The organism is Flavihumibacter solisilvae, from assembly GCF_000814475.1.
Classification (GTDB): domain Bacteria; phylum Bacteroidota; class Bacteroidia; order Chitinophagales; family Chitinophagaceae; genus Flavihumibacter; species Flavihumibacter solisilvae.
Map to the genome: position 1 here is coordinate 1 of NZ_JSVC01000016.1, position 21,473 is coordinate 21,473.

At 45.8% G+C, this 21,473-nt stretch carries 16 protein-coding genes and 1 tRNA gene; 3 read left to right on the forward strand and 14 right to left on the reverse strand.

Annotated features, from left to right (window positions below):
- The coding region (locus tag OI18_RS14495; protein ID WP_039141036.1) for a potassium channel family protein at positions 1-198 on the forward strand (198 nt) is incomplete at its 5' end.
- 4 nt (positions 199-202) lie between these two features.
- Here the strand turns inward: OI18_RS14495 and OI18_RS14500 are convergent.
- The 7 genes from OI18_RS14500 to OI18_RS14530 form a co-directional block, all read right to left on the reverse strand.
- Positions 203-1,684 (reverse strand): alpha-amylase family glycosyl hydrolase, encoded by a 1,482-nt coding sequence (locus OI18_RS14500; protein ID WP_039141039.1) that lies wholly within the window; start codon positions 1,682-1,684, stop codon positions 203-205.
- On the reverse strand, positions 1,681-4,416 hold the full coding sequence (locus OI18_RS14505) for an MGH1-like glycoside hydrolase domain-containing protein (RefSeq protein WP_039141041.1): 2,736 nt from the start codon (positions 4,414-4,416) through the stop codon (positions 1,681-1,683). Before OI18_RS14505 ends, OI18_RS14500 begins: the two co-directional genes overlap by 4 nt.
- Positions 4,417-4,460: 44 nt before the next feature.
- Complete coding sequence (locus OI18_RS14510; RefSeq protein WP_160290242.1) at positions 4,461-7,364, reverse strand: MFS transporter; 2,904 nt, start codon at positions 7,362-7,364, stop codon at positions 4,461-4,463.
- Between the two features lie 8 nt (positions 7,365-7,372).
- Positions 7,373-8,386: an HlyD family secretion protein gene (locus OI18_RS14515; protein WP_039141044.1), complete on the reverse strand. Its 1,014-nt coding sequence runs from the start codon at positions 8,384-8,386 to the stop codon at positions 7,373-7,375.
- Between the two features lie 137 nt (positions 8,387-8,523).
- Positions 8,524-9,189, reverse strand: coding sequence for a hypothetical protein (locus OI18_RS14520; protein WP_039141046.1), 666 nt, complete (start codon positions 9,187-9,189; stop codon positions 8,524-8,526).
- A 30-nt stretch (positions 9,190-9,219) separates the two neighbouring features.
- Complete coding sequence (locus OI18_RS14525; RefSeq protein ID WP_039141047.1) at positions 9,220-9,654, reverse strand: hypothetical protein; 435 nt, start codon at positions 9,652-9,654, stop codon at positions 9,220-9,222.
- Between the two features lie 207 nt (positions 9,655-9,861).
- The gene (locus tag OI18_RS14530) at positions 9,862-10,689 is read right to left on the reverse strand and encodes a class I SAM-dependent methyltransferase (RefSeq protein WP_039141049.1); all 828 of its coding nucleotides are present in this window, start codon (positions 10,687-10,689) and stop codon (positions 9,862-9,864) included.
- 144 nt (positions 10,690-10,833) lie between these two features.
- Between OI18_RS14530 and OI18_RS14535 the strand changes: the two genes are divergently transcribed.
- Positions 10,834-11,532 (forward strand): hypothetical protein, encoded by a 699-nt coding sequence (locus OI18_RS14535; RefSeq protein WP_039141051.1) that lies wholly within the window; start codon positions 10,834-10,836, stop codon positions 11,530-11,532.
- Between the two features lie 106 nt (positions 11,533-11,638).
- On the opposite strand, the gene OI18_RS14540 is transcribed toward OI18_RS14535, so the two are convergent.
- The 6 genes from OI18_RS14540 to OI18_RS14560 form a co-directional block, all read right to left on the reverse strand.
- Positions 11,639-11,712, reverse strand: a tRNA-Pro gene (locus OI18_RS14540).
- 131 nt (positions 11,713-11,843) lie between these two features.
- Positions 11,844-12,863 (reverse strand): mandelate racemase/muconate lactonizing enzyme family protein, encoded by a 1,020-nt coding sequence (locus tag OI18_RS14545; protein ID WP_039141054.1) that lies wholly within the window; start codon positions 12,861-12,863, stop codon positions 11,844-11,846.
- A 17-nt stretch (positions 12,864-12,880) separates the two neighbouring features.
- Positions 12,881-15,571, reverse strand: coding sequence for a 4-alpha-glucanotransferase (locus OI18_RS14550; RefSeq protein ID WP_039141056.1), 2,691 nt, complete (start codon positions 15,569-15,571; stop codon positions 12,881-12,883).
- Between the two features lie 274 nt (positions 15,572-15,845).
- A complete protein-coding gene (locus OI18_RS24810) occupies positions 15,846-16,001 on the reverse strand; it encodes a hypothetical protein (RefSeq protein ID WP_162836158.1) in 156 nt (51 codons plus the stop codon).
- 32 nt (positions 16,002-16,033) lie between these two features.
- Positions 16,034-17,941 carry a molecular chaperone DnaK gene (gene dnaK / locus OI18_RS14555; RefSeq protein WP_039141058.1) on the reverse strand — a complete coding sequence of 636 codons (1,908 nt, stop codon included), beginning with the start codon at positions 17,939-17,941 and terminating at the stop codon, positions 16,034-16,036.
- 148 nt (positions 17,942-18,089) lie between these two features.
- On the reverse strand, positions 18,090-18,596 hold the full coding sequence (locus OI18_RS14560; RefSeq protein ID WP_039141059.1) for a GtrA family protein: 507 nt from the start codon (positions 18,594-18,596) through the stop codon (positions 18,090-18,092).
- Between the two features lie 46 nt (positions 18,597-18,642).
- Here OI18_RS14560 and argS point away from each other — a divergent pair, with 46 nt between their 5' ends.
- Positions 18,643-20,436: an arginine--tRNA ligase gene (gene argS / locus OI18_RS14565; protein ID WP_039141061.1), complete on the forward strand. Its 1,794-nt coding sequence runs from the start codon at positions 18,643-18,645 to the stop codon at positions 20,434-20,436.
- On the opposite strand, the gene OI18_RS14570 is transcribed toward argS, so the two are convergent.
- On the reverse strand, positions 20,437-21,462 hold the full coding sequence (locus tag OI18_RS14570; protein WP_039141062.1) for a tetratricopeptide repeat protein: 1,026 nt from the start codon (positions 21,460-21,462) through the stop codon (positions 20,437-20,439).
- Positions 21,463-21,473: the final 11 nt, after the last annotated feature.

Consider the following 21,473-nt stretch of genomic DNA (forward strand, 5'->3'; position numbering starts at 1 on the left):
GACCTTAGAGAATTTCTATATTTCAGTTTCATCACCTTAACAACGACGGGGTATGGAGATATTACACCTGTTCACCCCATAGCCCGCTCGCTGGCTAACCTGGATGCACTAATCGGACAATTATATCCTGCAATTCTAATTGCACGCTTGTTATCTATGGAATTTGAATCATCAAGCTGGAAAAGGGAAAACAAGTGAACGTTCACCCTGTATGACTAACTTCAAAAACATGATAACTCCACGCCGGCATGTCTAAAAAAAGTCCTCTTGACAGCAGGTCATCACCATCGCGATCATAAAGCGCAGAACTCATCATATCCCTGAACCGAACAGATAAGCCAGATAAGTCATTAAAGGGCAGGCGGACAAAACACTGACTATCGTGTGGCGCATAATTAATAGAAATCACCACCCGTTCATTATCCTTTCCTTCCCATGCAAATGCCAGGAAACTATTCCAGCTATCATTCCCGTCCCAGGAGGGCACACAATTAAGCAGTTGCCATTGGCCGTCACGAAAAACTGGTTTCCGGATTATGGTCAGAAGTTCCAGGTAAAACTTTTGTATCTCAGAATCGGGAGCTTCCTGTGGCGCACGAACCAAATGCGGCGAGATGCGTTTCTTTCTTCCTTCAAACTGACCCTGGTGAAAAAACCGCAAACCTGGTGACAAATAAGTTATTACTGCTGCGGCTTTATGCATGTTTGTTTCGAAAGCTGATGCAGCCCGTTGTTCATCATGGTTTTCGAGGAATCGGGCCAGTTTATCCTGGTAATCAAGGCTTGCATAAAAATGTTCGTGCACTGCTCTTGTATCCCCTTCATATAAACGATCATACAACCTTTTGTCATAGGTATAATCAAATCCCTGCTGCTGCAGGATCCATTCCATATCCCAGTAAACCTCTGCCATAAAACAAAAATCTGGCGATGTTTTACGAACAGCTTTTATGGCTAAGGACCAGAGAGGGTGAGACTTCCGGCCCCAGGTCTTTTCAAAAACCTCCGGTAACACGAGCATTGCCATATCACACCTCACACCGTCGCATTTGCCGGATATTTGTACTAACTCCCTGGTCATCACCTCTGCAGTTGCGGGATTGCTGTAATCCAGTTGTAGCGAATCCGGCCATCCTGAAAAATAGGGGTCACGACCGTATGCGAAAATCATCTCGCCCTCCTTACGTTTGACCAGGGTGTAATTCTGAGGAAAATTTTCCAGGTCACTTTCCGAACCTGAGACCAAATAATCTGGATGCTCTTCCACCCAGGTATGGCCTGGCCCAATGTGATTTGGTACAAAATCCAGCATTAATTTAAGGCCACGTTTTCTGAGCTTTTCCCGGAGCCGTTTCAGCGCTTCATCACCTCCCAGTTGTGGATGAACCTGGTAATCCACAATTGCAAAACCTGATCCCCCGATATCCTCTTCTTTCAGGTCAGGTAAAGTTTCTGCAAACTCATGTTGCCAAACCGGATTTTCCCTTGAAATCTTTCGTCCGGGTTCGCCTGTGGTCCATACACTCAACAACCAGATCCAGTCAAAACCCATTTCAGCCAGGCGATCCAGTTCGTTTTCGGGGATATCATCGAGCGTAGCTTGCCGGCCGAGCTGTCCTGATAATTCTGTAATCCATACCCTGGTATTAATTTGGTAAAGCGAGGGGTATCTTACCTTTTTCATTTGGTTTTATTAGATGTTGATTTATCTTGAACAAACACTTCCTTAATGCCGGCTGTAAGCATCTGTTCTGCATCCAGTCGCCCAAAAAGTTCAATGATTTTAGCAATGACACCGGTCCAGCCAGTTTGATGACTGGCACCCAGCCCTGCACCATTGTCGCCATGAAAATATTCGTAAAAGAGGATATAGTCACGCCAATGCGGATCATCCTGGAATTTTTCTGAACCACCATAGACGGGTCGTTTTCCATTTTCATCCCGCAAAAAAATGCTACTGAGCCGGTTGGCAATTTCCTTTGCAACCTCGAAGAGGTTCATGTGATTACCCGAACCTGTCGGACACTCGATCCTGAAATCATTGCCGTAATAAAGGTAATAACTCAGGAGTGCCCGGATGATTATAACGTTGACGGGCATCCAGATCGGTCCCCTCCAATTGGAATTTCCACCAAACATGCCGGTGTCGGACTCGGCCGGAAGGTAATCCACCCGGTACTCATCAGCATTCACGTGGAAGATAAAAGGATGATCCTGGTGGAATTTGGAGAGTGCCCGGATCCCATGTGTTCCCAAAAACTCATTCTCGTCAAGCATCTTTGTCAGTATCCGACGTAGCCGTTCCTGATTCACCAAAGCAAGAATCCCTCGATTAGCTCTTCCAAAATAGCCGGCTCCCGTAGGATGAATGGTTTCAAAAAGTTGAGGTATACGGCGCATACGTTCAGACACCTTTTCCAACACGCCGGGTATGCGCTCCCGCTGCCACTCTTCTATGATCGTTGTAGCGCACAATGGGAGAAGTCCTACCATTGAGCGCACTTTGAGCCGTCGCGCACTACCATCAGGCAAGCGTAACAGGTCATAGTAGAACCCGTCCTCATCATCCCACATGCCGTCATTTCCTGTTTGATTCATAGCTGACGCTATAAAGTAGAAGTGCTCAACGAATTTGAACACCATGTCTTCATAGTTAGGATCATGGGCGGCGATCTCTACGGCGATCTCAAGCATATTCTGGCTGAAAAGGGCCATCCAGGCGGTACCATCCGCCTGCTCCAGGTAGCCACCAGTTGGTAGTGGAGCGCTTCGGTCAAAGACACCGATGTTATCCAGGCCCAGGAAACCGCCTTCAAATAAATTCTTACCAAACCGGTCTTTCCGGTTGACCCACCAGGTGAAGTTCAGTAACAGCTTATTGAAAGCAGATTTGAGAAACTCCATATCAGTCTGTCCCGTCAGGGCTAGCCCCGTGCGGTGCAGGAACAAAGTTGCCCAGGCATGAACAGGTGGATTCACATCGCTGAAATTCCACTCATAAGCTGGTAGCTGCCCGTTAGGGTGCAGGTAAGCACCTCGAAGCATCAGCTGCATTTGATTCTTGGCAAAATCAGGGTCCACTATGGAAAGCGGGAGTGCGTGAAAAGCAAGGTCCCAGGCCGCATACCAGGGGTACTCCCACTTGTCTGGCATGGAAATGATGTCTTCATTCAGCATATGGTACCACTCTGAGTTGCGGGCGTACCGATAGCCCTTGTGCAGTGGGTTGGAGTTGTGTTCGGTGAGCCAATTGTAGCCGTCAAAGAAGAAAAACTGCTTACTCCACAGCATGCCCGCAAGTGCCTGCCTCATCACATTGGTCTTATCCTCGCCGACTGAAGGAGGTGTAACCGATTTGTAGAATTCATCAGCTTCGCTTAACCTGTCGGCAAAGACTTTGTCAAACTTTTCTCCAAATGGATTTTCATTTTGTCCAGGTTCCTTCCTGGCAAGTCGCAGGCGAATAACCGAAGACTGCCCGGCACCAATATTTACCCGGTAATGGCCGGCAACCTTTGTACCCTGCTTTTCCGGATTCACGGCCTCCTGTTTACCCTGGACGACAAAGTCGTTGATACCATCCTTTACATGGGCGCTTTCATTTGGAATATCCAGGAAAAGTCGTTCGTGATTTGTTTCGTTTTCGGTGAATAACAGTGGTACGTCGCCTTCGCAGGAAAAAATAAATTCCCCCAAAATTGAATGCGTGGCCACAGCGGCGCTCATACCTGCATTTCCATCAATCTGCCGCAGGTTCGGTTTCGTGTCAGCCCTGTTTGAGTCAGCGATCCATTGTGACCAGTTATTCCGGAACCAGAGCGTCGGCAACAGCTGCAATTCAGACGCGTCAGGTCCCCTATTGATTGCGGTGATCTTTACCAGAATATCCTCCGGCCCAGCTTTGGCATACTCTACAAAAACATCGAAATACCGGTCCTCGTTAAATACCCCTGTGTCGAGTAATTCATATTCCATCTCTTTCCGTGTACGCTGTCTGTTTGTTTGCAACAGGTCTCTATAAGGAAAAGCCGCCTGCGGGTACTTGTAAAGCATTTTCATGTAAGAATGCGTAGGTGTGCTGTCGAGGTAGAAATAATATTCCTTCACGTCTTCCCCGTGATTGGCTTCGCTGTTGGTCAATCCAAAGTAACGCTCCTTCAGAATAGGATCTCTTCCATTCCAAAGTGCCAGTGCAAAGCACAGGAACTGTTTGTCATCTGAAATGCCGGCGATACCGTCCTCTCCCCACCGGTAAGCACGTGAACGGGCATGATCATGGGTGAAGAAGTTCCAGGCGTCACCGTTTTCACTATAATCCTCCCTGACGGTTCCCCATTGGCGATCGCTTAAATATGGTCCCCATTTTTTCCATTGACTTTTATTCTCCTCGGCCTCCTGTAATCTGATTCTTTCCATAAACAACAATTTTGAAAATATTTTAAATGACAACAGATCATTTTCTACCAGCCTGCCTGTGTGTTGAACGAACCTGTTACTCTTAACCCTTCAATTCCACTTAACATTAATTCCAATAAATCATTGTAATATCTCGCCTGGTTTTCATAAAGGTCGTTTTCACCTAGTATCAGGTCCTGGTTGTCTGCCACACCATTTATAAAAGCTTCATGTAGCAGTTCAATATTGCTATTTGCAAGTTTTAAATTTGCATCGGCATACCGGTATCGTTCATATGCGTTCTTGATTTTTATATAAGTTGTCCTTCTCTCATTCTCGAATTCGTTTGTAAACTGATCCAGGTAATTTCGTGATTGGGAAGCCTGTATTTTTTTTTGCTCCACGGCACGCTTTACGTCAAGCCCATTGAAAATTGGAATACCCAGGTTGACGCCAATGTATGAGTAAGGCTTCCATCTTTCTCCCTGGAAGATCTTTCCCAGTGTATTTGCAGCAGGTGTGAATCCAAGCACTGCATCTGCACCAAAAATTGGCTTAGCTCTTGCCTGCTCCAACTTTACAGATTCATCTGCCAATATGATCTGCGTTTGCAACAACTGACTTTCAATGCGCATGGATGGATTACTTTGCAACAGCTGCTGCATAAGTGAATCTGTCTTACCTACAACTTGCGCAATCGTAAAATCACTTTCAAGGATCATACTGTCCCTCTCCAGATAATTCATCTGGAACTGCAATGCCAGCAATGCTTCGCTGTAGTTGTTCCTCACGTTAATCAGTTCACTTTTCATCCTGTTACCTGTTACTTCAACCCTGTTTACTTCGATCTTTACACCGGCTCCTTTTTCATATTTTGTACGTGCAAGCCCGATCAATGTATCGATTCGGGTAATATTTTCTTCAAGAAAATGAGCCTGCACTTCAAGGAGCCTGCATGTATTAAAGGCTTTATAAATACCTGTAATAAGGTCAATTTTAAAACTGGCAAGGTATTGTGCCTGCAGCTGATGGTTCTGTAACGCAATATTGTAACTGTTGCGGTAAGCAGGATCGAAAATGAGCTGGTTAACATTCAATGCGGGAAACCAGGAGTTGGTGAAGCCCGTTTTTATTGCAAGGGGATCACCTTCAGGTAATGTTGAAGGAGCCAGGGCCGACCCTCCTTCCACCAGCAAATTACGTTTCGATATATAGTACTGGAATGCAGACACAAAATTTACCCTTGGCAGGTATAGCCCGGTCACTCTTTGAACGCCAATTGCAGCAACAGATGTATCCTTTGCGGCAGCATTGAGCAACGGGTTGTGCTCAAATGCATAATTAATGCATTCAGCGAGTGTAAATGTTTTCTGTGCTTTTATATTCGTTGTATCAAAACAGGCACATACAAGCAGCCATATACTAAGCTTCGCCAGTTTCAGTTTCATTTTGAAGTTGCGGGCGACCCAAAGCACAAAAAGTAATAAGGCAAGAACAATACTTATAATACAACCGATTAATAGTATTTCACTGACTCCCAGGAAAAACGACTGCAACTTTACCATTCCCGTTATACCATTTATCGCAGCATCATAGGCCTCGTTTGCATCATAGCCATTTGCCTGGTAAAAAGCCACTAAGCCGTTAAGCCTTTCCTGTATCAATGGGTTACCCGGATCAGTGTACCTGATCATCAGGTTAAAGTTTCGTACTCTTTCAAAATCGAGCAGTCTTCCAAGATCAGTTGCGGTGAGTGCAATACCCATTGTAAATGCAACACTTCTGAAATTAGCCACTTTACCAACCTGGTGCTGGGGCACGCTTTTTACCGCAATCATAATAACAGCTGTTGCAATGATTCCGGCACCTGCCATTCCTATGAGGGAAGGCGCAATTACATTATCAAAGCTGAATTGCGGGTTTAACCTGGATAGCTTAAAAGCTGTGTAAGCCACTGCCAGCAAGCCTGAGATCATCAACCAATAAGGGTTGAATTTTTTTGCTATTAGTATGATTGTAATAACCAGCAAAAGAAACACCACAAGAAAAAGGAAATTGATAAAATGAAAAACATCCCGCATGGGCATTTGCAAAATACCCCCGAGCAGTTTTGTCAGCAGGGAAATATTAAAAACGAAAGCTGCGCCACTCAGGTAAGAAATAATAATTGCAAGAATAAATCCAGGATACTGCAATAGCCTTGTATCGAACAAAGGCTTACTGTGTGTAAAACCTCGTATTACCAAAATGGCTACAGCAACCACTGCGAGTATGGCTGATATTAATATTTTCAGATTGCTTATTCCCTGGTATTGCTGCCTGAACATAACAAGAAAAAAAACTGAGATGATCAATATGGAAAAAGGGATCAGGCTTATCCAATCTTCTTCTACCTCCTCATTTCTTTGTGCGTCAGGAACAAAGTAAAATGAGAAAACAATGATGAAAACAAGTACCGGAACAGCCAGGTAATAATTAAACTGCCAACCATAATCTTCGGTGAACAGGCTATTGCTGAGAATTCCCAGACACATTCCGCTTATGTTGGCGGCAACCGTGTTTAAAGTCCCGAACATTCTCGCTTTTCCTTCATACGTAGAAAGATACATTTGGGTGGATACGGCGATAATAAAACCATTGGCAATTCCTGCTGCAATTCTTGAAACTAGCAGTAAATTAAATGCATCGGAAGTAAATGAGAACACCGTAGCAATGAGCAAAAGAAATGCGGAACCAAGGAATAAATTCCTGTTCCCCACCCATTTGATAAACACTATCCCGGCAATGCTGGTAATTATTGTTCCTGACTGAAATCCCCGCAACAACCAGGCAGCATCCTGTGCTGTAACACCAAAATAGCCCTGCACATAACCAAACGACAAACTTTGGCCCATGAAATTGAAACTTCCCATCAGCAATGACGTGAAGAAAAAAAAACGAACCAGGTTTTTGCTTGTAATAAGGTTCACGGTAATGATCATTGATTTACAACCACACTAAAGCCGGGCCTTAATAAACTGTGTGCACGGACAGAATCTTCAAACTTTATTTTTACAGGTATTCGCTGGATTACTTTCACATAATTTCCGCTCGCATTATCGGGAGGCAACAATGCGAACTTGGAACCTGTGGCGCCGCCAACTGATTCTACAATCCCATAAAATGCTTCGTCGGGGTAAGCATCTGCAGTTATCTTCACCCGTTTGCCCACGGGAAATGCGGCCACCTGTGTTTCCTTAAAATTGGCAGTGACCCACAAATCATTTGACTGAACAATCGAAAATAATTGTGCACCGGTTCGCACCATTTGCCCGCTTTGTATTTTTCGTTTTGAAACAAGTCCGCTTACAGGAGCTTTGATTGTTGCGTATTGAATATTCTGTCGTATAATTTCAATCTGGTTTGATTGCGCGGCTATATTTTGGCGAGCAAGTACCTGTTGAGCTTTCGCATCATTAATCCGGGTAGTTGCCTGGCTTTGTTGATCATAAGCTTTCCCTAAAGCGATCTCATTTGTTTTAAATCCTTCTTCGGTAAATTCAAATACCTGTTTGGAGACTACCCCCTTTTCTGCGAGTACCTTATTCCGTTCATAATTGCTTTCTGCAGTTTTAAGGGAAACTTTCTGCGCCTCGATACTTTGGGTTGCAATTTTTTTGTCTAATTCCGCGACGTGAATACCAAATTCCGATCTTTTGAGTGTGGTATTGGTAATGGCCAAAGAGTTTAATGCCTGCTTCAGTTGCAGGTAAAGGTCAGTTGTATCGAGTTGCACCAATATATCTCCGGCATGTACGTATTGGTCATCTTCCACATATACCGAATCTACAAATCCGTCGGTACGGGCCAGTGCAGGAACAATATTCCCATCCACCTGGGCATCATCAGTGCGATTCTTCTCATCGTAGTAGCTAATGATCAACCAATAGATAACTACCAGCGTACCGGTGATAAGCAACAGTAAAAGAATATTGCGAAAGGCTGTTTTCATTGTGCCATGATGAGGCTTGAGAATGGCCTAAACAAATCCAGGTTCAGTAATAAGGTACATAAAACGGCTGTGAAATGGATCGTTTTACTGATAAATCAAGCTGCAGCACGGAGTTGAAGGGTACCGGGCTTATCGGGTCAGCACAACCTCTTCGCTGATCTCGTATGCAGAAAACCGATTGTTAAAAGGATACTCCGCAGGCAATCGGTAATATCAATGACAAGAACATAATAGTCTAATGCCAAAACGGGATAATTCGTGTTCAGGTAGTTTATCATTCCCAAAAACGGCACCGTCAGGGAAAAAAATAAAAGCCAGGCAAGGCTAAACCAGAATACCGGGTCATGAAAAATATTATTCGACTCAGCACAGGCATATATCTGCAACAGGTAAGCAAGTGATAATATGACCACAAAAAATCCCCCCAAAACATAATTGTAGGTATGCAGGGTGTCTGCCCTATATAGCCAGATTGCACTGACAATATCCAGCAACAGGTAAGTAAAAACGAATATTATGATTGCTTTCTTCAACAACCTGCTGTTTAACCGGTGATAATAGAAGTAGGATAGTACCAGGAATTGGACACTATAGAGGAAATTATAAATGAAGTGGTTGTTCATTTTATAGAACGAAGCCATGATGCCTCCAATGGTGTCGCTGAGTGTATAGAATAAAATAAAAAAGGCCAGTATCTTATATGATAATGGCCATGAGTTCCTGTATACCGCTACAACCGTGATAGCGGATATCCAAAGAAATACAAGTGGATAATATTTGACAAGAAACTGAAAATACGTCATACAAAGGGACGCGGAAAGGTAGGTGTTTCCTCAACATTTAGGTGGACAAAGCTTAGGCCCACTGCTTGGGAAGCCTGCAGTTGCACTTCGTGTCGCCGGATCGGCGGAACCACCATAACCAAAGGGAAGCACATACACTTTACGGTCTTTATTCTCCAGGATTTCGCCTGAGTCATTATCTGCCGGCACGAATACAAATGCCGGCCTTGAATACGTGCTTCCCGGCTCCAATTCCATATTTGGGTCTGCCGGTCCTGTCGATGCAATAGGGTACCTGACAGGATAGATCCTGAAAGCACCCGGCTCTACCCCATCATAGGTCGGCGCTGCATCCTTAATAAATTCGCCCACCTGTTCCTTGGTGAAAGCCCCAAAATTTGTAGAAAAGGGAAGGTTGGTGTTGTTACGAAAATTGTTGATCCATTCATCCAGTGTGGAACGGTCAATTTCAATACCCTGTGCCATAAGATTGAGTTTAAGTTGAAAGAATACTTATTTAGAAAAATAGGTTGGGAGAATACGAGGTATGGACTCAATTCATTGGGTGCTGGAACACGCACACTTTCAACTTGTCACGATGGCCTTAAGAAATATACCCAAAATAACTCTAAAATGCTAACATTTCCAGCGGATTTATTGTGCAGTTGCAGGTTAGCCGGGGTTTGCCAGGGGTCAATGTTTCACAGCAACGAACATGGACCTGTTATTGTATTCTGTAGCATCGCGCCTGTAAATGTCCCCGGTAAAATCAAATTGCTCAAATACACTGTCAAATCCAACCTTGTGCAGTGCAGAAACCAGTTCCGTTTTCAACGGCCAGAATGACCTGTAATTGTTATATGAAGCCCAGACTTCCTTTTCAACTTTCTCGCGATTCTCATTTTCATTCCATTCCGGGTACCACCTGCCCTTGCAATTTTCATGTTCAACTATTGGAGATAACCGGTAATTCTCACGGTAGCGAAGCGACTTAAAGCGGTTGTGCAGTGGAACAAGCAATTTCCTGTTCAAAAAATCAAAATCATACCGGATATCCCTTTCAGGAGCCACGTGTGTATGGAGAAACAGGATCTTTGAAGTGCAATTGCCGAGGGTCTTGAGATATTCAACCGGGTTGTCGAGGTGATACAACAAACCATAACAAAGGGTAATATCGAAATTTCCATAATTCTGTACGTTTCGGGCGTCATCTTTTGCGAAACTAAGGTTGGGCAGGTTCAAATGGGATTTGACATAATTGCAATTCGCTATATTCTCTTCCCTTGCATCAATCCCAATTGCCTGGAATCCCATCCTGGCAAACTCCACAGTATAGCCGCCTTCAAGGCATCCAAGGTCCACAACCCGCATATCTCTTTTTTCCTTACCCATCAGGGGAAGCAGGAGATTAAGTGTTTTTTCAACGGACTTCCAGACATGACTGTCTGCAATCAGGACCTGGTCATTGCCCATTGTTTTTTGTCCATTGTCGAGCAGAACGTTGTGCGCGGTAAACTTCATCTGATAAGGTTTAAGGAGGCTAATCTAAGGAATGATTAGAAAACCCGGACAATGTAGATGTAAACTGTGGTTGTCAATATTTGCCCGAAATATGTTGGGTATTCCCGTACTTCGTTGTCAAATGACCTGATTTTTACGTTCGCTATGATAGATTTAACGCATGCTGAAAACCAAATTCACTGTGTCACCAGTTTTCAAGACCTTGTTGCTACACCATTTAGTGGAATAGTGAATGCAATTTGCTGGGAGCGTGATTTAACAGGCGATTTTGCTGAGATTATTAAAAAGATTTCGCTAAGCGGAAATATAACGGTAATTGAAGAAGAAGAACTTTGTGCGTTGCAGTTGAGTGAACAAGGGCAACTCGCCCGTGAAATTCTTTTAAACGACGTGAACGTGTTGAAAGCACATGGCGCATCGCCAGTTCTTAACTTGATTCAATACTACGATCGGGACGATTCCTTCCCGTTTTTTCCAACCGATGTTTATTCTTTTCACGTAGATCGCTCTCCTGTACCCACCGATACCTATTTATGCACGTATTATGGTGAGTCGAGCGAAATATTGCCAAATTCGAAAGGTCGGCAGAAAATACATGTTCCGGAAATACGTGATGAGCTCAAAAAACTATATCAAGGAGCAGCGAAAGATTTTGAATCATTTTTAAGTGATCATTTCTTTGACCTGCACTACCAGGCCGAATCTGATGCTCATCCAATCAGCTTAGGCCTTGGTAACCTGTGGCGGTTGGCGGTTGATCATCCTGAAAGTAAAGTTCCACCCTGTCTTCACCGTGCGCCAAAGGAAAAACCGGAACAGCCCAGGTTGTTGTTGATCTGTTGAACACAATTTCAAAGTAATTGCTGCTTCCGGGAATAACGAGTTCCTCAAGCTAAGAACGACCATAAAAAAACAAAACCCACAGCTTACACTGCAGGTTACTTATTTGTCGGGATGACTGGATTCGAACCAGCGGCCTCTTCGTCCCGAACGAAGCGCGCTACCGGGCTGCGCTACATCCCGAGGTATAATTCCTGGAAAACAAATATAATTTCCTTTGCATTTTTTTCAAAACCTTTTCTCTTCTCCCGTCGGGACTCACCCGTCGGGTACCACCCGTCGGGTGAAGTGGGGTGAAAGAACGGTTGCCAGAGTCAGAAAAGGGGGTTTAACTGGATTCCGAGACCTGGGGCTTCAGGTAAGGTAACCTTGCCAAAGTCGTAGTGCAGGCCTGTGGCCAGGTCTTCTGCAAGCAACAGCGGTCCGTCCATATCAAGGTAGTCTGCGAGCGGTGCCAGGTGTGCGAGCGCCGCAGAACCAATAGTACTTTCATTCATGCAACCGAGCATAATCTTCATGTTACGATCACGCGCATCTTTGATCATCCTCAGGGCTGGCGTAATGCCGGTACACTTGGTCAGCTTGATATTGATGCCGTGAAAGTGGCCCTCGCAACGCGCCACGTCGGATTCGAATACGCAGCTTTCGTCGGCAATGAGTGGTAATGGCGAACGTTCATAGAGCCACTTCATTCCTTCCCAGTCGTCCTTCGCCAGCGGCTGCTCGATGTATTCCACATTCAGTGCGGCAAAGGCTTCGATCTTCTCTAACGCCTCTTCCTTTTTCCAGGCTGCATTGGCATCGATCCGCAGTGGCACATCAGTATGTCCGCGCAATGCCTTTACGATTTCTATATCATGGTCGGTACCCAGCTTGATCTTGTATACCGGCCATGGCGTCTCCTTCATTTTGGAAATCATCGTGTCTGTACTGTCAATTCCGATAGTGTAGTCTGTGAGCGGCATCTTTGCAGGATCTGCGCCGAATAATTTATACAATGGCTGACGCTTCATCTTGCCGAAAATATCCCACGCAGCTATATCCAGTGCACAGACAAGAAACCCGTTCGCCGGTAACAGGTGATGCAGGTAATGCCAGTAACGATCGGGAGTGGTAAGCGCAAACTTTTCGACGAACTGTTTCTTTGCCGCCAGGTCTTCCTGCATTTTGCTTACCGGGATATTGTAATAGGTGATGGCAGGAGCTTCGCCATATCCCTTGATGCCGTTAAAATCCAGTTCAACAACAAATGTCGGCTGGTGAGTTTTGGTTCCCTTCGAAATAGTGAACGGATGACTGAAAGGAAGTTCAGCAATGAATGAACGTACTTGCATGCTGCAATACTACTAAATTATGCACGACCTCCTGCCCGGATATATTCGCGCAGATCATGGTTGAACGTTTTTTCCTTTGCCAGCTCTTCCAGCGTCATATGCATGCGATATCTCCAGTAATGTTTTGCGACTGATGGAATATTGATCCTTTCATCAATATGTTCCTTCCTGCGAAGCTGGTCATCCATCCCCAGCAAGTCCTGAAGCTGGAAGATACTCCACATCGCAGGTGAATACAGGTGCTGGATCACAATGGCTTTGTTGATCCAGGCTTCACAATACTCAGGAGCCTCACCCCACTGTCCCAGTTCATTGTTGAAGAATCGCTGTGTTTTGTCGCGGTCCTCTTCCCACCAGCCACGGATAGTACTCATATCATGTGTAGATGGCGTAACTACTGACAGGTAAGGTGCATCATCCGGATGAAAGAATTCCTGCGCAGGATTCTTGGGCATCCGTTGGATCTCGAGGCTTAATATACCCAGTTGTTTCATTACATCAGGAACACAGTGCGGCACCATACCCAGGTCTTCTCCACAGATAAGCATTTCTGTTGATGCTTTCAATGCCGGCAGTTTCCTGAGCGCTTCCTCTTTCCAGGAATCATCCTGGCGGTGATAGAAATAGTTTACATACAGATCGTATAATCCCTTTTTGGTTGCTGCTTCCAGTGCCTGGTATGAACTGGTATTTTCCATGCCGAAGCGGAAATGGAACTGCAGTCCCTTTGAACCCTCTTCTTCAAAAAGGATCACGTTGGCGTGCAGGTCATATAGTCCCTGGCAGATGATTGCATTTGCCTCACTTGCTTCCTGTTTTGCAAACCATGCTTCTATCTTCCGCTGGGTGCTGAACGTTTCATGAAAATTGAATTGCCCAAAACCCGTAGTTTCAAAAAAGGTGTCCCTTACGTATTGTGCGTGTTCACTAAAAGTTTCGAAAAGGATCTTTTCGGTTATATAAGGCCGTGTATACCGGTTATAGTCATACCAGATCCCTCTTTCATAGAACTCGTTCACATGAACAGGAATAGCCGGCACAAAATGTCCCATAATGCCTTCTACTGCTTTCCAGGGAATGGACCAGATCCGGAAAAAACCAAGGATGTGATCAATCCGGAATGCGTCGAAATATTCCTTCATCTGGCTGAACCGCTGCTTCCACCAGAGGTAACCGTCCTCTTCCATCTTCTGCCAGTTATATGTAGGAAATCCCCAGTTCTGTCCTTTTACGGCAAATCCATCGGGAGGCGCTCCTGCCTGCCTGTCCATGTAATACAACTGCGGCGCCATCCATGCGTCGCAACTGTACCGGTAAATACCGATGGGAATATCCCCCTTCAGCACGATCCCCCGTTTATGCGCATACGAAGCAGCAGCTTTCAGCTGTTTATGCAACTGGAATTGTATATAGTAATGAAACCGCAACTGGTCGTGGTGTTTAAGCCTTGGCGAAACAAACTTTTCAATGGCAGCAGCGTCATATACACTATGTTGTTTCCATTGGGTAAAATCGGAAGTTTCATGTTTATCACGCAGGAAACAGAACGCTGCATATGGCACCAGCCAATGCCTGTTCTGCTGGAAAAATTCAGCATATTCTTTATCCTTCAGCCACTCTTCCTTATCTGCCATGTAGATCTCCTTCAACACAGCCAGCTTGAACTTCATCACTTCCTCGTAATCTACTTCAGCCAGTTCGTTCAGCTGTTTCTGTTTTTTCTTCAGTGACTTGATCAAAGCTGTATGCCGTTTCCCCGCTACTTTTTCCAGGTTCACATAAATCGGATGAAGGGCGAATGCGGAGATCGCCGCATAGGGATAGGAATCGGTCCACGTGTGCGTGGCCGTGGTATCATTGATGGGAAGGAGTTGGATCAACTGCATGTCCACCGAGCGTGCCCAATCGACCAGCAACTCAATATCAGTAAACTCTCCCACGCCAAAGCTCTTTTTACTCCTGAGACTGAAAACAGGAATTGCCACACCCGCTCCCTTGAAAGTATTATTTGGGAGATGAACAAAGCCATCGTGCACTATGGTATGCTTGTGATGAAGTGCATCGCCGAACAGGCTGCGATTTGCACCACTTTCAAATTCGCGGAACGTCTTTTTATGTGTGTCGTAAACACCGTACTTATATGATAAGGGAAATCCTTCTTTTGGAAGATCGAGTACGGCAGCCCACCAGTTGCCATCCGGCTGCAACAACACCGTTTTGTCTTCGTCCCATTCACCCAGCGCAGGGATACTTCCCGCCATGCAAACCACTTCATTCTTCGACAGTAACGGTGCTTTTACCCGAAAGATATGCGAATGATTTTTCGGGATCTTGAGTTTCTTACTGCCTCTTGCAACCGGCAGCAACTCCCGGAATGGGGCCGTATAAAAAGCATTCTCGAATTCACCGGAATGATTCCAGGTGTCCACAACCTGCAGTTCTTCAACAGCACCGTCCTGTAACTGGATTACCCGATCGTTCTCCCATTCAGACACAACGGTTCCGTCTGCTGAAACCAGTTGGTATTGATAACGGCAAACCGGTTCCTCTGCAGGATCAACATCTATCGATACTTGCCAGAATTCATCGTTAAGGTAGTTCATCGGCAATGGCTGCCCCATCGCTGCTCCTAATGACTTAAGATTACCTGTTATCTGCAACTGTTCGCCAAAACTGGTGTGAAACCGGAGGTAAAAGTGAATTTTCATCAATCGTTGTTTCGTGGCTAATATAGACCAAAAATAGTTGCAATTGTGTACATGCTACACAAACAAGGATGAAAATTTAATTACATAACAGGTGGAAACAATGCGGAAGTATAAAATGAATGCCAGCTGTAAGAAACGCAACTGGCATCCGGACGTCAGCTATTAGGGGCTGCGGGAAATAATTTTCGTACTGAAAGTTACTATTTTGTTGAGACAACGATATAAAAAAAGCCCCGCAGAATTGCGGGGCCATTATTATAATTCGAGAGATCGGTTAGATGATGTCCATTGCCTTAACGAAGCTGGTGCAAACGAAAGGAATGATCATTGTCAGGTATTCCCAATGCAGAACGATTGCTGCAATCAAAGCTGCGGTGGATACGAAGAAACCCAACCACCATATACCGGTACTCTTTTTTTGTGTTTCCATGCGATTTGAAAAATTTGAGCGAAAGTAAGGATTTATTTTACTTCTTCAAACTCTGCATCGGTCACATTTTCACCACTTGTTCCAGCCTGTGAGCCTGCATCAGCTCCGGGTGCGCCGCCCTGCGGACCTGCACCGGCCTGTTGTGCTTTATAGATCTCTTCTGAAGCAGCTGTCCATGCATTATTCATTTCTGCGATCGAAGCATCAATGGCAGCAGAATCCTGGCTCTTGTGGGCTTCCTTCAGTTTTTCCAGGGCCTGCTCGATGGGAGCTTTTTTGTCAGCCGGGATCTTATCGCCGAATTCCTTCAGTTGTTTTTCTGTCTGGAAGATCAGGCTGTCTGCCTGGTTGATCTTTTCAATCTTTTCACGTGCTTCCTTATCTGTTGCTTCGTTGGCCCTTGCTTCCGCCTTCATTTTCTCAATCTCGTCCTTGGTCAGACCGGAACCCGCTTCAATCCTGATCTTCTGCTCCTTGCCCGTGCCTTTATCTTTCGCAGTAACGTGAAGGATCCCGTTCGCATCGATATCAAAGATCACTTCGATCTGCGGTACACCACGTGGTGCCGGCGGAATGCCGTCGAGATTGAATACACCCAGGCTCTTGTTCTGGTTAGCCATCGGACGCTCACCCTGCAAAACATGGATCTGTACTCCAGGCTGGCTATCGCTGGCCGTTGAGAACACCTCAGACTTCTTGGTTGGGATCGTCGTGTTGGAATCTATCAGTTTGGTCATAACACCACCCATGGTTTCGATTCCAAGGCTCAGCGGCGTAACGTCAAGAAGCAAGACATCTTTTACTTCGCCGGTAAGTACCGCACCCTGGATAGCCGCACCTATTGCCACAACCTCATCCGGGTTCACACTCCTGTTCGGCTTACGCTGGAAGAATTTTTCAACGATCTCCTGCACTTTCGGGATTCTGGTTGAACCACCCACAAGGATCACTTCATCGATCTGTGACACGTTCATTCCCGCGTCTTTCAGTGCCTGCTCACATGGCCTCAGACAACGCTCGAAAAGGCGGTCTGCAAGCTGCTCGAACTTCGAGCGGTTGAGCTTTTTCACGAGGTGCTTCGGCACTCCGTCTATTGCGGTTATATATGGAAGGTTGATCTCGGTCTCGGATGAAGAAGACAGTTCCACTTTGGCTTTTTCAGCGGCTTCTTTCAGGCGCTGCAATGCCATGGGGTCTTTCCTGAGGTCGACATTTTCGTCTTTCTTAAATTCATCGGCCATCCAGTCCATGATCACTTTGTCGAAGTCGTCACCACCAAGGTGGGTATCACCATTGGTTGATTTCACTTCAAATACACCATCACCAAGTTCGAGGACGGAAATATCGAATGTACCACCACCGAGGTCAAATACCGCGATTTTCTGGTCTTTCCCTTTTTTGTCAAGGCCATATGCCAACGCAGCAGCTGTAGGCTCGTTTACAATCCGGCGAACATTCAGCCCGGCAACTTCACCTGCCTCTTTAGTCGCCTGGCGTTGGGCATCATTAAAGTATGCCGGAACGGTTACCACCGCTTCGTTTACTTCCTGTCCGAGGTAATCCTCAGCAGTTTTCTTCATTTTCTGCAGCACCATTGCACTGATTTCCTGCGGCGTATACGGCCTGCCATCAATGTCAATTCTTACTGTATTGTTATCACCCTTGGTTACTTTGTAACTCCAGTGGCTGATCTCTTCGGTCACCTCGTCAAAACGGCGTCCCATAAAACGCTTTACAGACATGATGGTGTTCTGCGGGTTTGTGATAGCCTGACGTTTGGCCGGGTCCCCTACCTTGCGCTCACCGTTCTTCAGAAAGGCAACTACCGAGGGGGTCGTACGACGGCCCTCGTCATTAGGTATTACCACTGGTTCGTTACCTTCCATTACGGCAACGCAACTGTTGGTAGTTCCCAGGTCAATTCCTATAATCTTTCCCATATTCTAAATTTTCCTTTTATATAAATGATTACCCTTTTGATTCTCAATTGATATGCCAACCACTGCCATGGGTGAAAAATTGGCAGAAATAGCACGAATTGTCGCCTTTACCCGTCGCCTTTACCCGACGTGTGGACAAATTGCCGGCTCAGGCGGCCGATTTCTTGAAGGTAAAATTGCGCTGGGCGAGGTAACTGAAGGTGACCACAATGCAGGTTGTCAGGATTTTGGCAATGACCGCCTGCAGGCCAAATCGTTCCACAAACAGTTTAATGAAGATATAATTCAGGAAAACACATGCTGCTACCAGTAATATATACCTGAAAAGCTGCACCCTGCCCCGCAGGTTGGAATCATGGAACACCACGGTACGCATCAGGAAGAAGCCGGTTGGAAAACTGACACAAAAGGCAATAATGAAGGCCAGGATATGTGGTGTGACGGCAATCGTATTTACCAGCGGCAGGTTTGTCAGATGGATCACTTCACGGTCTGCCAGCAGGTAATAACTGATGGCATACAGAACAATATCGAGCGCCGTGTTACCACCACCACAGGCGATATAACGAAACGTCTGGATCGGAATAAATCTCCTGAAAGGAGGATAAAAGAAATCTATAATGGCAGTAATAAGTCGAACAAAGTAATTCGGCATCGCGCAAAAATAATAAAACTGAAAGCATTTGCTATTTTTGCGCCCTATGGCGATAGTTCAACAGATACAGGCAGATGTTAAAGCAGCGATCAATGGTTTGTACCCAGACACAACCGCAGCAGAGAGTTTTCAGATCAACCAGACCAAACCGGAGTTTGAAGGAGATTATACGATAGTATTATTCGGGTTGGTAAAACTGCTGAAAAAATCACCTGATCAGTTGGGAAAAGAGATCGGCGACCGGCTGATTGAACAGTCTGAAGGAAGGATAAGCGCTTATAATATTATTAAAGGCTTCCTTAACCTGGTAGTTTCTGACAATTACTGGGTCGGTTTTCTTGAAAGCCAGTATAAAAATTCCTCATATGGCAACCATTCGCCAAATGGGCAGAAAGTAATGGTGGAGTATTCCTCGCCCAACACCAACAAGCCCCTTCACCTTGGTCACCTGCGGAATAACTTCCTGGGCTGGAGTATTGCCTCAATCCTCGAAGCCAGCGGTTATGAAGTGATTAAAAGCTGCATCGTGAATGACCGTGGGATACATATCTGCAAGAGCATGATCGCATGGCAGCGTTTTGCAGACGGTGCCACTCCTGCCACTACAGGACAAAAAGGCGACCATTTCGTAGGCGAATATTACGTAAAATTCAACGACGCATATAAAGCCGAGCTGGACCAGCTGATGGCAAGTGGATTGTCGAAGGAAGAAGCTGAGAAGGAAGCGCCGATCATGAAGGCCGCGCAGCAGATGCTGGTTGACTGGGAAGCGGGTGACCCAACGGTTATTTCACTCTGGAAGAAAATGAACAGCTGGGTATATGCTGGCTTCGATGAAACCTACAAGCGAATCGGCAGCAATTTCGAAATCGTATATTATGAAAGCAATACCTACCTGCTTGGAAAGAAGACAGTGCAGGAAGGACTCGAAAAGGGCGTCTTTACCCAAAAGGAAGACGGAAGCGTGTGGATCGACCTGACGGCTGACGGACTCGATGAAAAACTGGTGCAGCGCCGCGATGGTACTTCCGTTTACATAACCCAGGATATCGGGCTCGCCCAGCAGAAGTATGAAGAGTATAAAATCGACCAGAGCATTTACGTGGTTGGTGATGAGCAGAACTATCATTTCAAAGTACTGAAGCTGATCGCAGAAAAACTCGGCTTACCCAAAGCCGACGGTATCTACCATCTTTCTTACGGCATGGTGGAACTGCCGACCGGGAAAATGAAAAGCCGGGAAGGTACTGTTGTGGATGCTGATGACCTGGTTGATGAAATGGTTGCAATCGCAGAACAACATACCCGTGAACTGGGAAAAGTGGAAGGCTTTACCGGGGAAGAACTGAAATCCCTTTACGATACCATTGGATTAGGGGCATTGAAATTCTACCTCCTGCGTGTTGATCCTAAAAAGCGGATGGTCTTCAATCCCGAAGAATCGATCGATTTTCATGGCTATACAGGACCATTTGTCCAGTACAGTTATGCCAGGACGAAATCTATCCTCAGGAAATCGGCCCTGCCGGAAGATCTTTCGAAATTGTCATTACAGATCGCAGGCGCTACCCTGCTGCCTCTTGAAAGGGAGATGGTAGTTTCGCTCGAACAATTCCCGACAATAATTGAGCAGGCTGCAAAGGAGCATAGTCCATCGTCAGTTGCCAACTACATCTATAACCTGGCTAAAACTTTCAATTCATTCCTGACAGAGCTTTCTGTCATCAGGGCAGAATCGGAAGAGAAAAGACAACTTCGACTTGCCATTGCCGTTATGACTTCCAATACTATTTCCTCCGGCATGAAACTCCTGGGAATCCGGGTACCGGAAAAGATGTGATTATTGCCTGAGGCTATTTTGTTTGTGCTTGAGTGATGCCAATGAAGGATCCATGGCAATGGCCTTTTCACACATGGGTTCACCCTTGCTGCGGTCGCCTTTTTTAATTAACGCAATCCCGATCATATATACCGCCCTTGCCTGGTTCCGATCTATTGCAAGCATTTTTTCAAAAGTACTGATGGCTTCGTCGGTTTTTCCTGACCGGAAGTTAGCTTCACCTGCAATGTACAACAGTTCGAGATCACGTGGCAGCTGTTCCAGCAATTCATTCAGGAGTTGCAGTGCTTTACCATAAGACTGTACACCCATATAGGATTCGGCAAGACTCCTGGCCACATCCGGAGTCATTTCAAGTCCGCCTGCAAGTGCCTTCTCAAACCACAACACAGCTTTCGCTTCATCCGGAATCGCCGAATACGTCATGGCCGCCTCATACATCCAGCTTACATTTGAAGGGGCCAGCCGAAGTGCCTTTTCATAGGCAACCGTCGCCTTCCTGTAATCGTTCAGCTCAATATAACTGCGTGCTGCAAGAAATGGCAGTTCTGCCTGCGAACTGTCTTTCTTCCAGGATTTTTCAATATACATAAGGGCGCTTTGAAACTGCCCCAGTTCGAAGAAGGATTTTGCGATATAATAATTGTTGTTGGAACCGGCGCCCATTGCTTCAACCTGTTTTCCCAGGTCGATGGTCTCCTGGTATTGGCGGGTAGCGAAATTCAATTGCACCAGTCGCCCAAGCGCGGCTGTATCACGTGGCGTGATGTCCAGCAATTTCTTATATGTTTCGCGGGCAACTACAACATAACGCAGTTCATCAGCGGTACGGGCCATGCCTTTCAATGCATCCGGGTTGGCTGCATCTTTTTCAACTGCAAGTTTGTAATACTGGTAGGCGGGAAGAACCTGGGAGCGGGACAACGCCTCCTCCCCTTTTTTGAGATAGTCTTTTACTGTTTCGGTCTGGGCATTGCCACAATAGAAGAAACTACACCCCAGGGCGATCATCAACAGCTGTTTCATAGATAACGGAT

Coding starts and splice junctions, on each gene's coding strand:
- OI18_RS14500 (WP_039141039.1), bottom strand. CDS start 1,684: ATGAAAAAGGTAAGATACCCCTCGCTTTACCAAATTAATACCAGGGTA.
- OI18_RS14505 (WP_039141041.1), bottom strand. CDS start 4,416: ATGGAAAGAATCAGATTACAGGAGGCCGAGGAGAATAAAAGTCAATGG.
- OI18_RS14515 (WP_039141044.1), bottom strand. CDS start 8,386: ATGAAAACAGCCTTTCGCAATATTCTTTTACTGTTGCTTATCACCGGT.
- OI18_RS14520 (WP_039141046.1), bottom strand. CDS start 9,189: ATGACGTATTTTCAGTTTCTTGTCAAATATTATCCACTTGTATTTCTT.
- OI18_RS14525 (WP_039141047.1), bottom strand. CDS start 9,654: ATGGCACAGGGTATTGAAATTGACCGTTCCACACTGGATGAATGGATC.
- OI18_RS14530 (WP_039141049.1), bottom strand. CDS start 10,689: ATGAAGTTTACCGCGCACAACGTTCTGCTCGACAATGGACAAAAAACA.
- OI18_RS14535 (WP_039141051.1), top strand. CDS start 10,834: ATGATAGATTTAACGCATGCTGAAAACCAAATTCACTGTGTCACCAGT.
- OI18_RS14545 (WP_039141054.1), bottom strand. CDS start 12,863: ATGCAAGTACGTTCATTCATTGCTGAACTTCCTTTCAGTCATCCGTTC.
- OI18_RS14550 (WP_039141056.1), bottom strand. CDS start 15,571: ATGAAAATTCACTTTTACCTCCGGTTTCACACCAGTTTTGGCGAACAG.
- OI18_RS24810 (WP_162836158.1), bottom strand. CDS start 16,001: ATGGAAACACAAAAAAAGAGTACCGGTATATGGTGGTTGGGTTTCTTC.
- dnaK (WP_039141058.1), bottom strand. CDS start 17,941: ATGGGAAAGATTATAGGAATTGACCTGGGAACTACCAACAGTTGCGTT.
- OI18_RS14560 (WP_039141059.1), bottom strand. CDS start 18,596: ATGCCGAATTACTTTGTTCGACTTATTACTGCCATTATAGATTTCTTT.
- argS (WP_039141061.1), top strand. CDS start 18,643: ATGGCGATAGTTCAACAGATACAGGCAGATGTTAAAGCAGCGATCAAT.
- OI18_RS14570 (WP_039141062.1), bottom strand. CDS start 21,462: ATGAAACAGCTGTTGATGATCGCCCTGGGGTGTAGTTTCTTCTATTGT.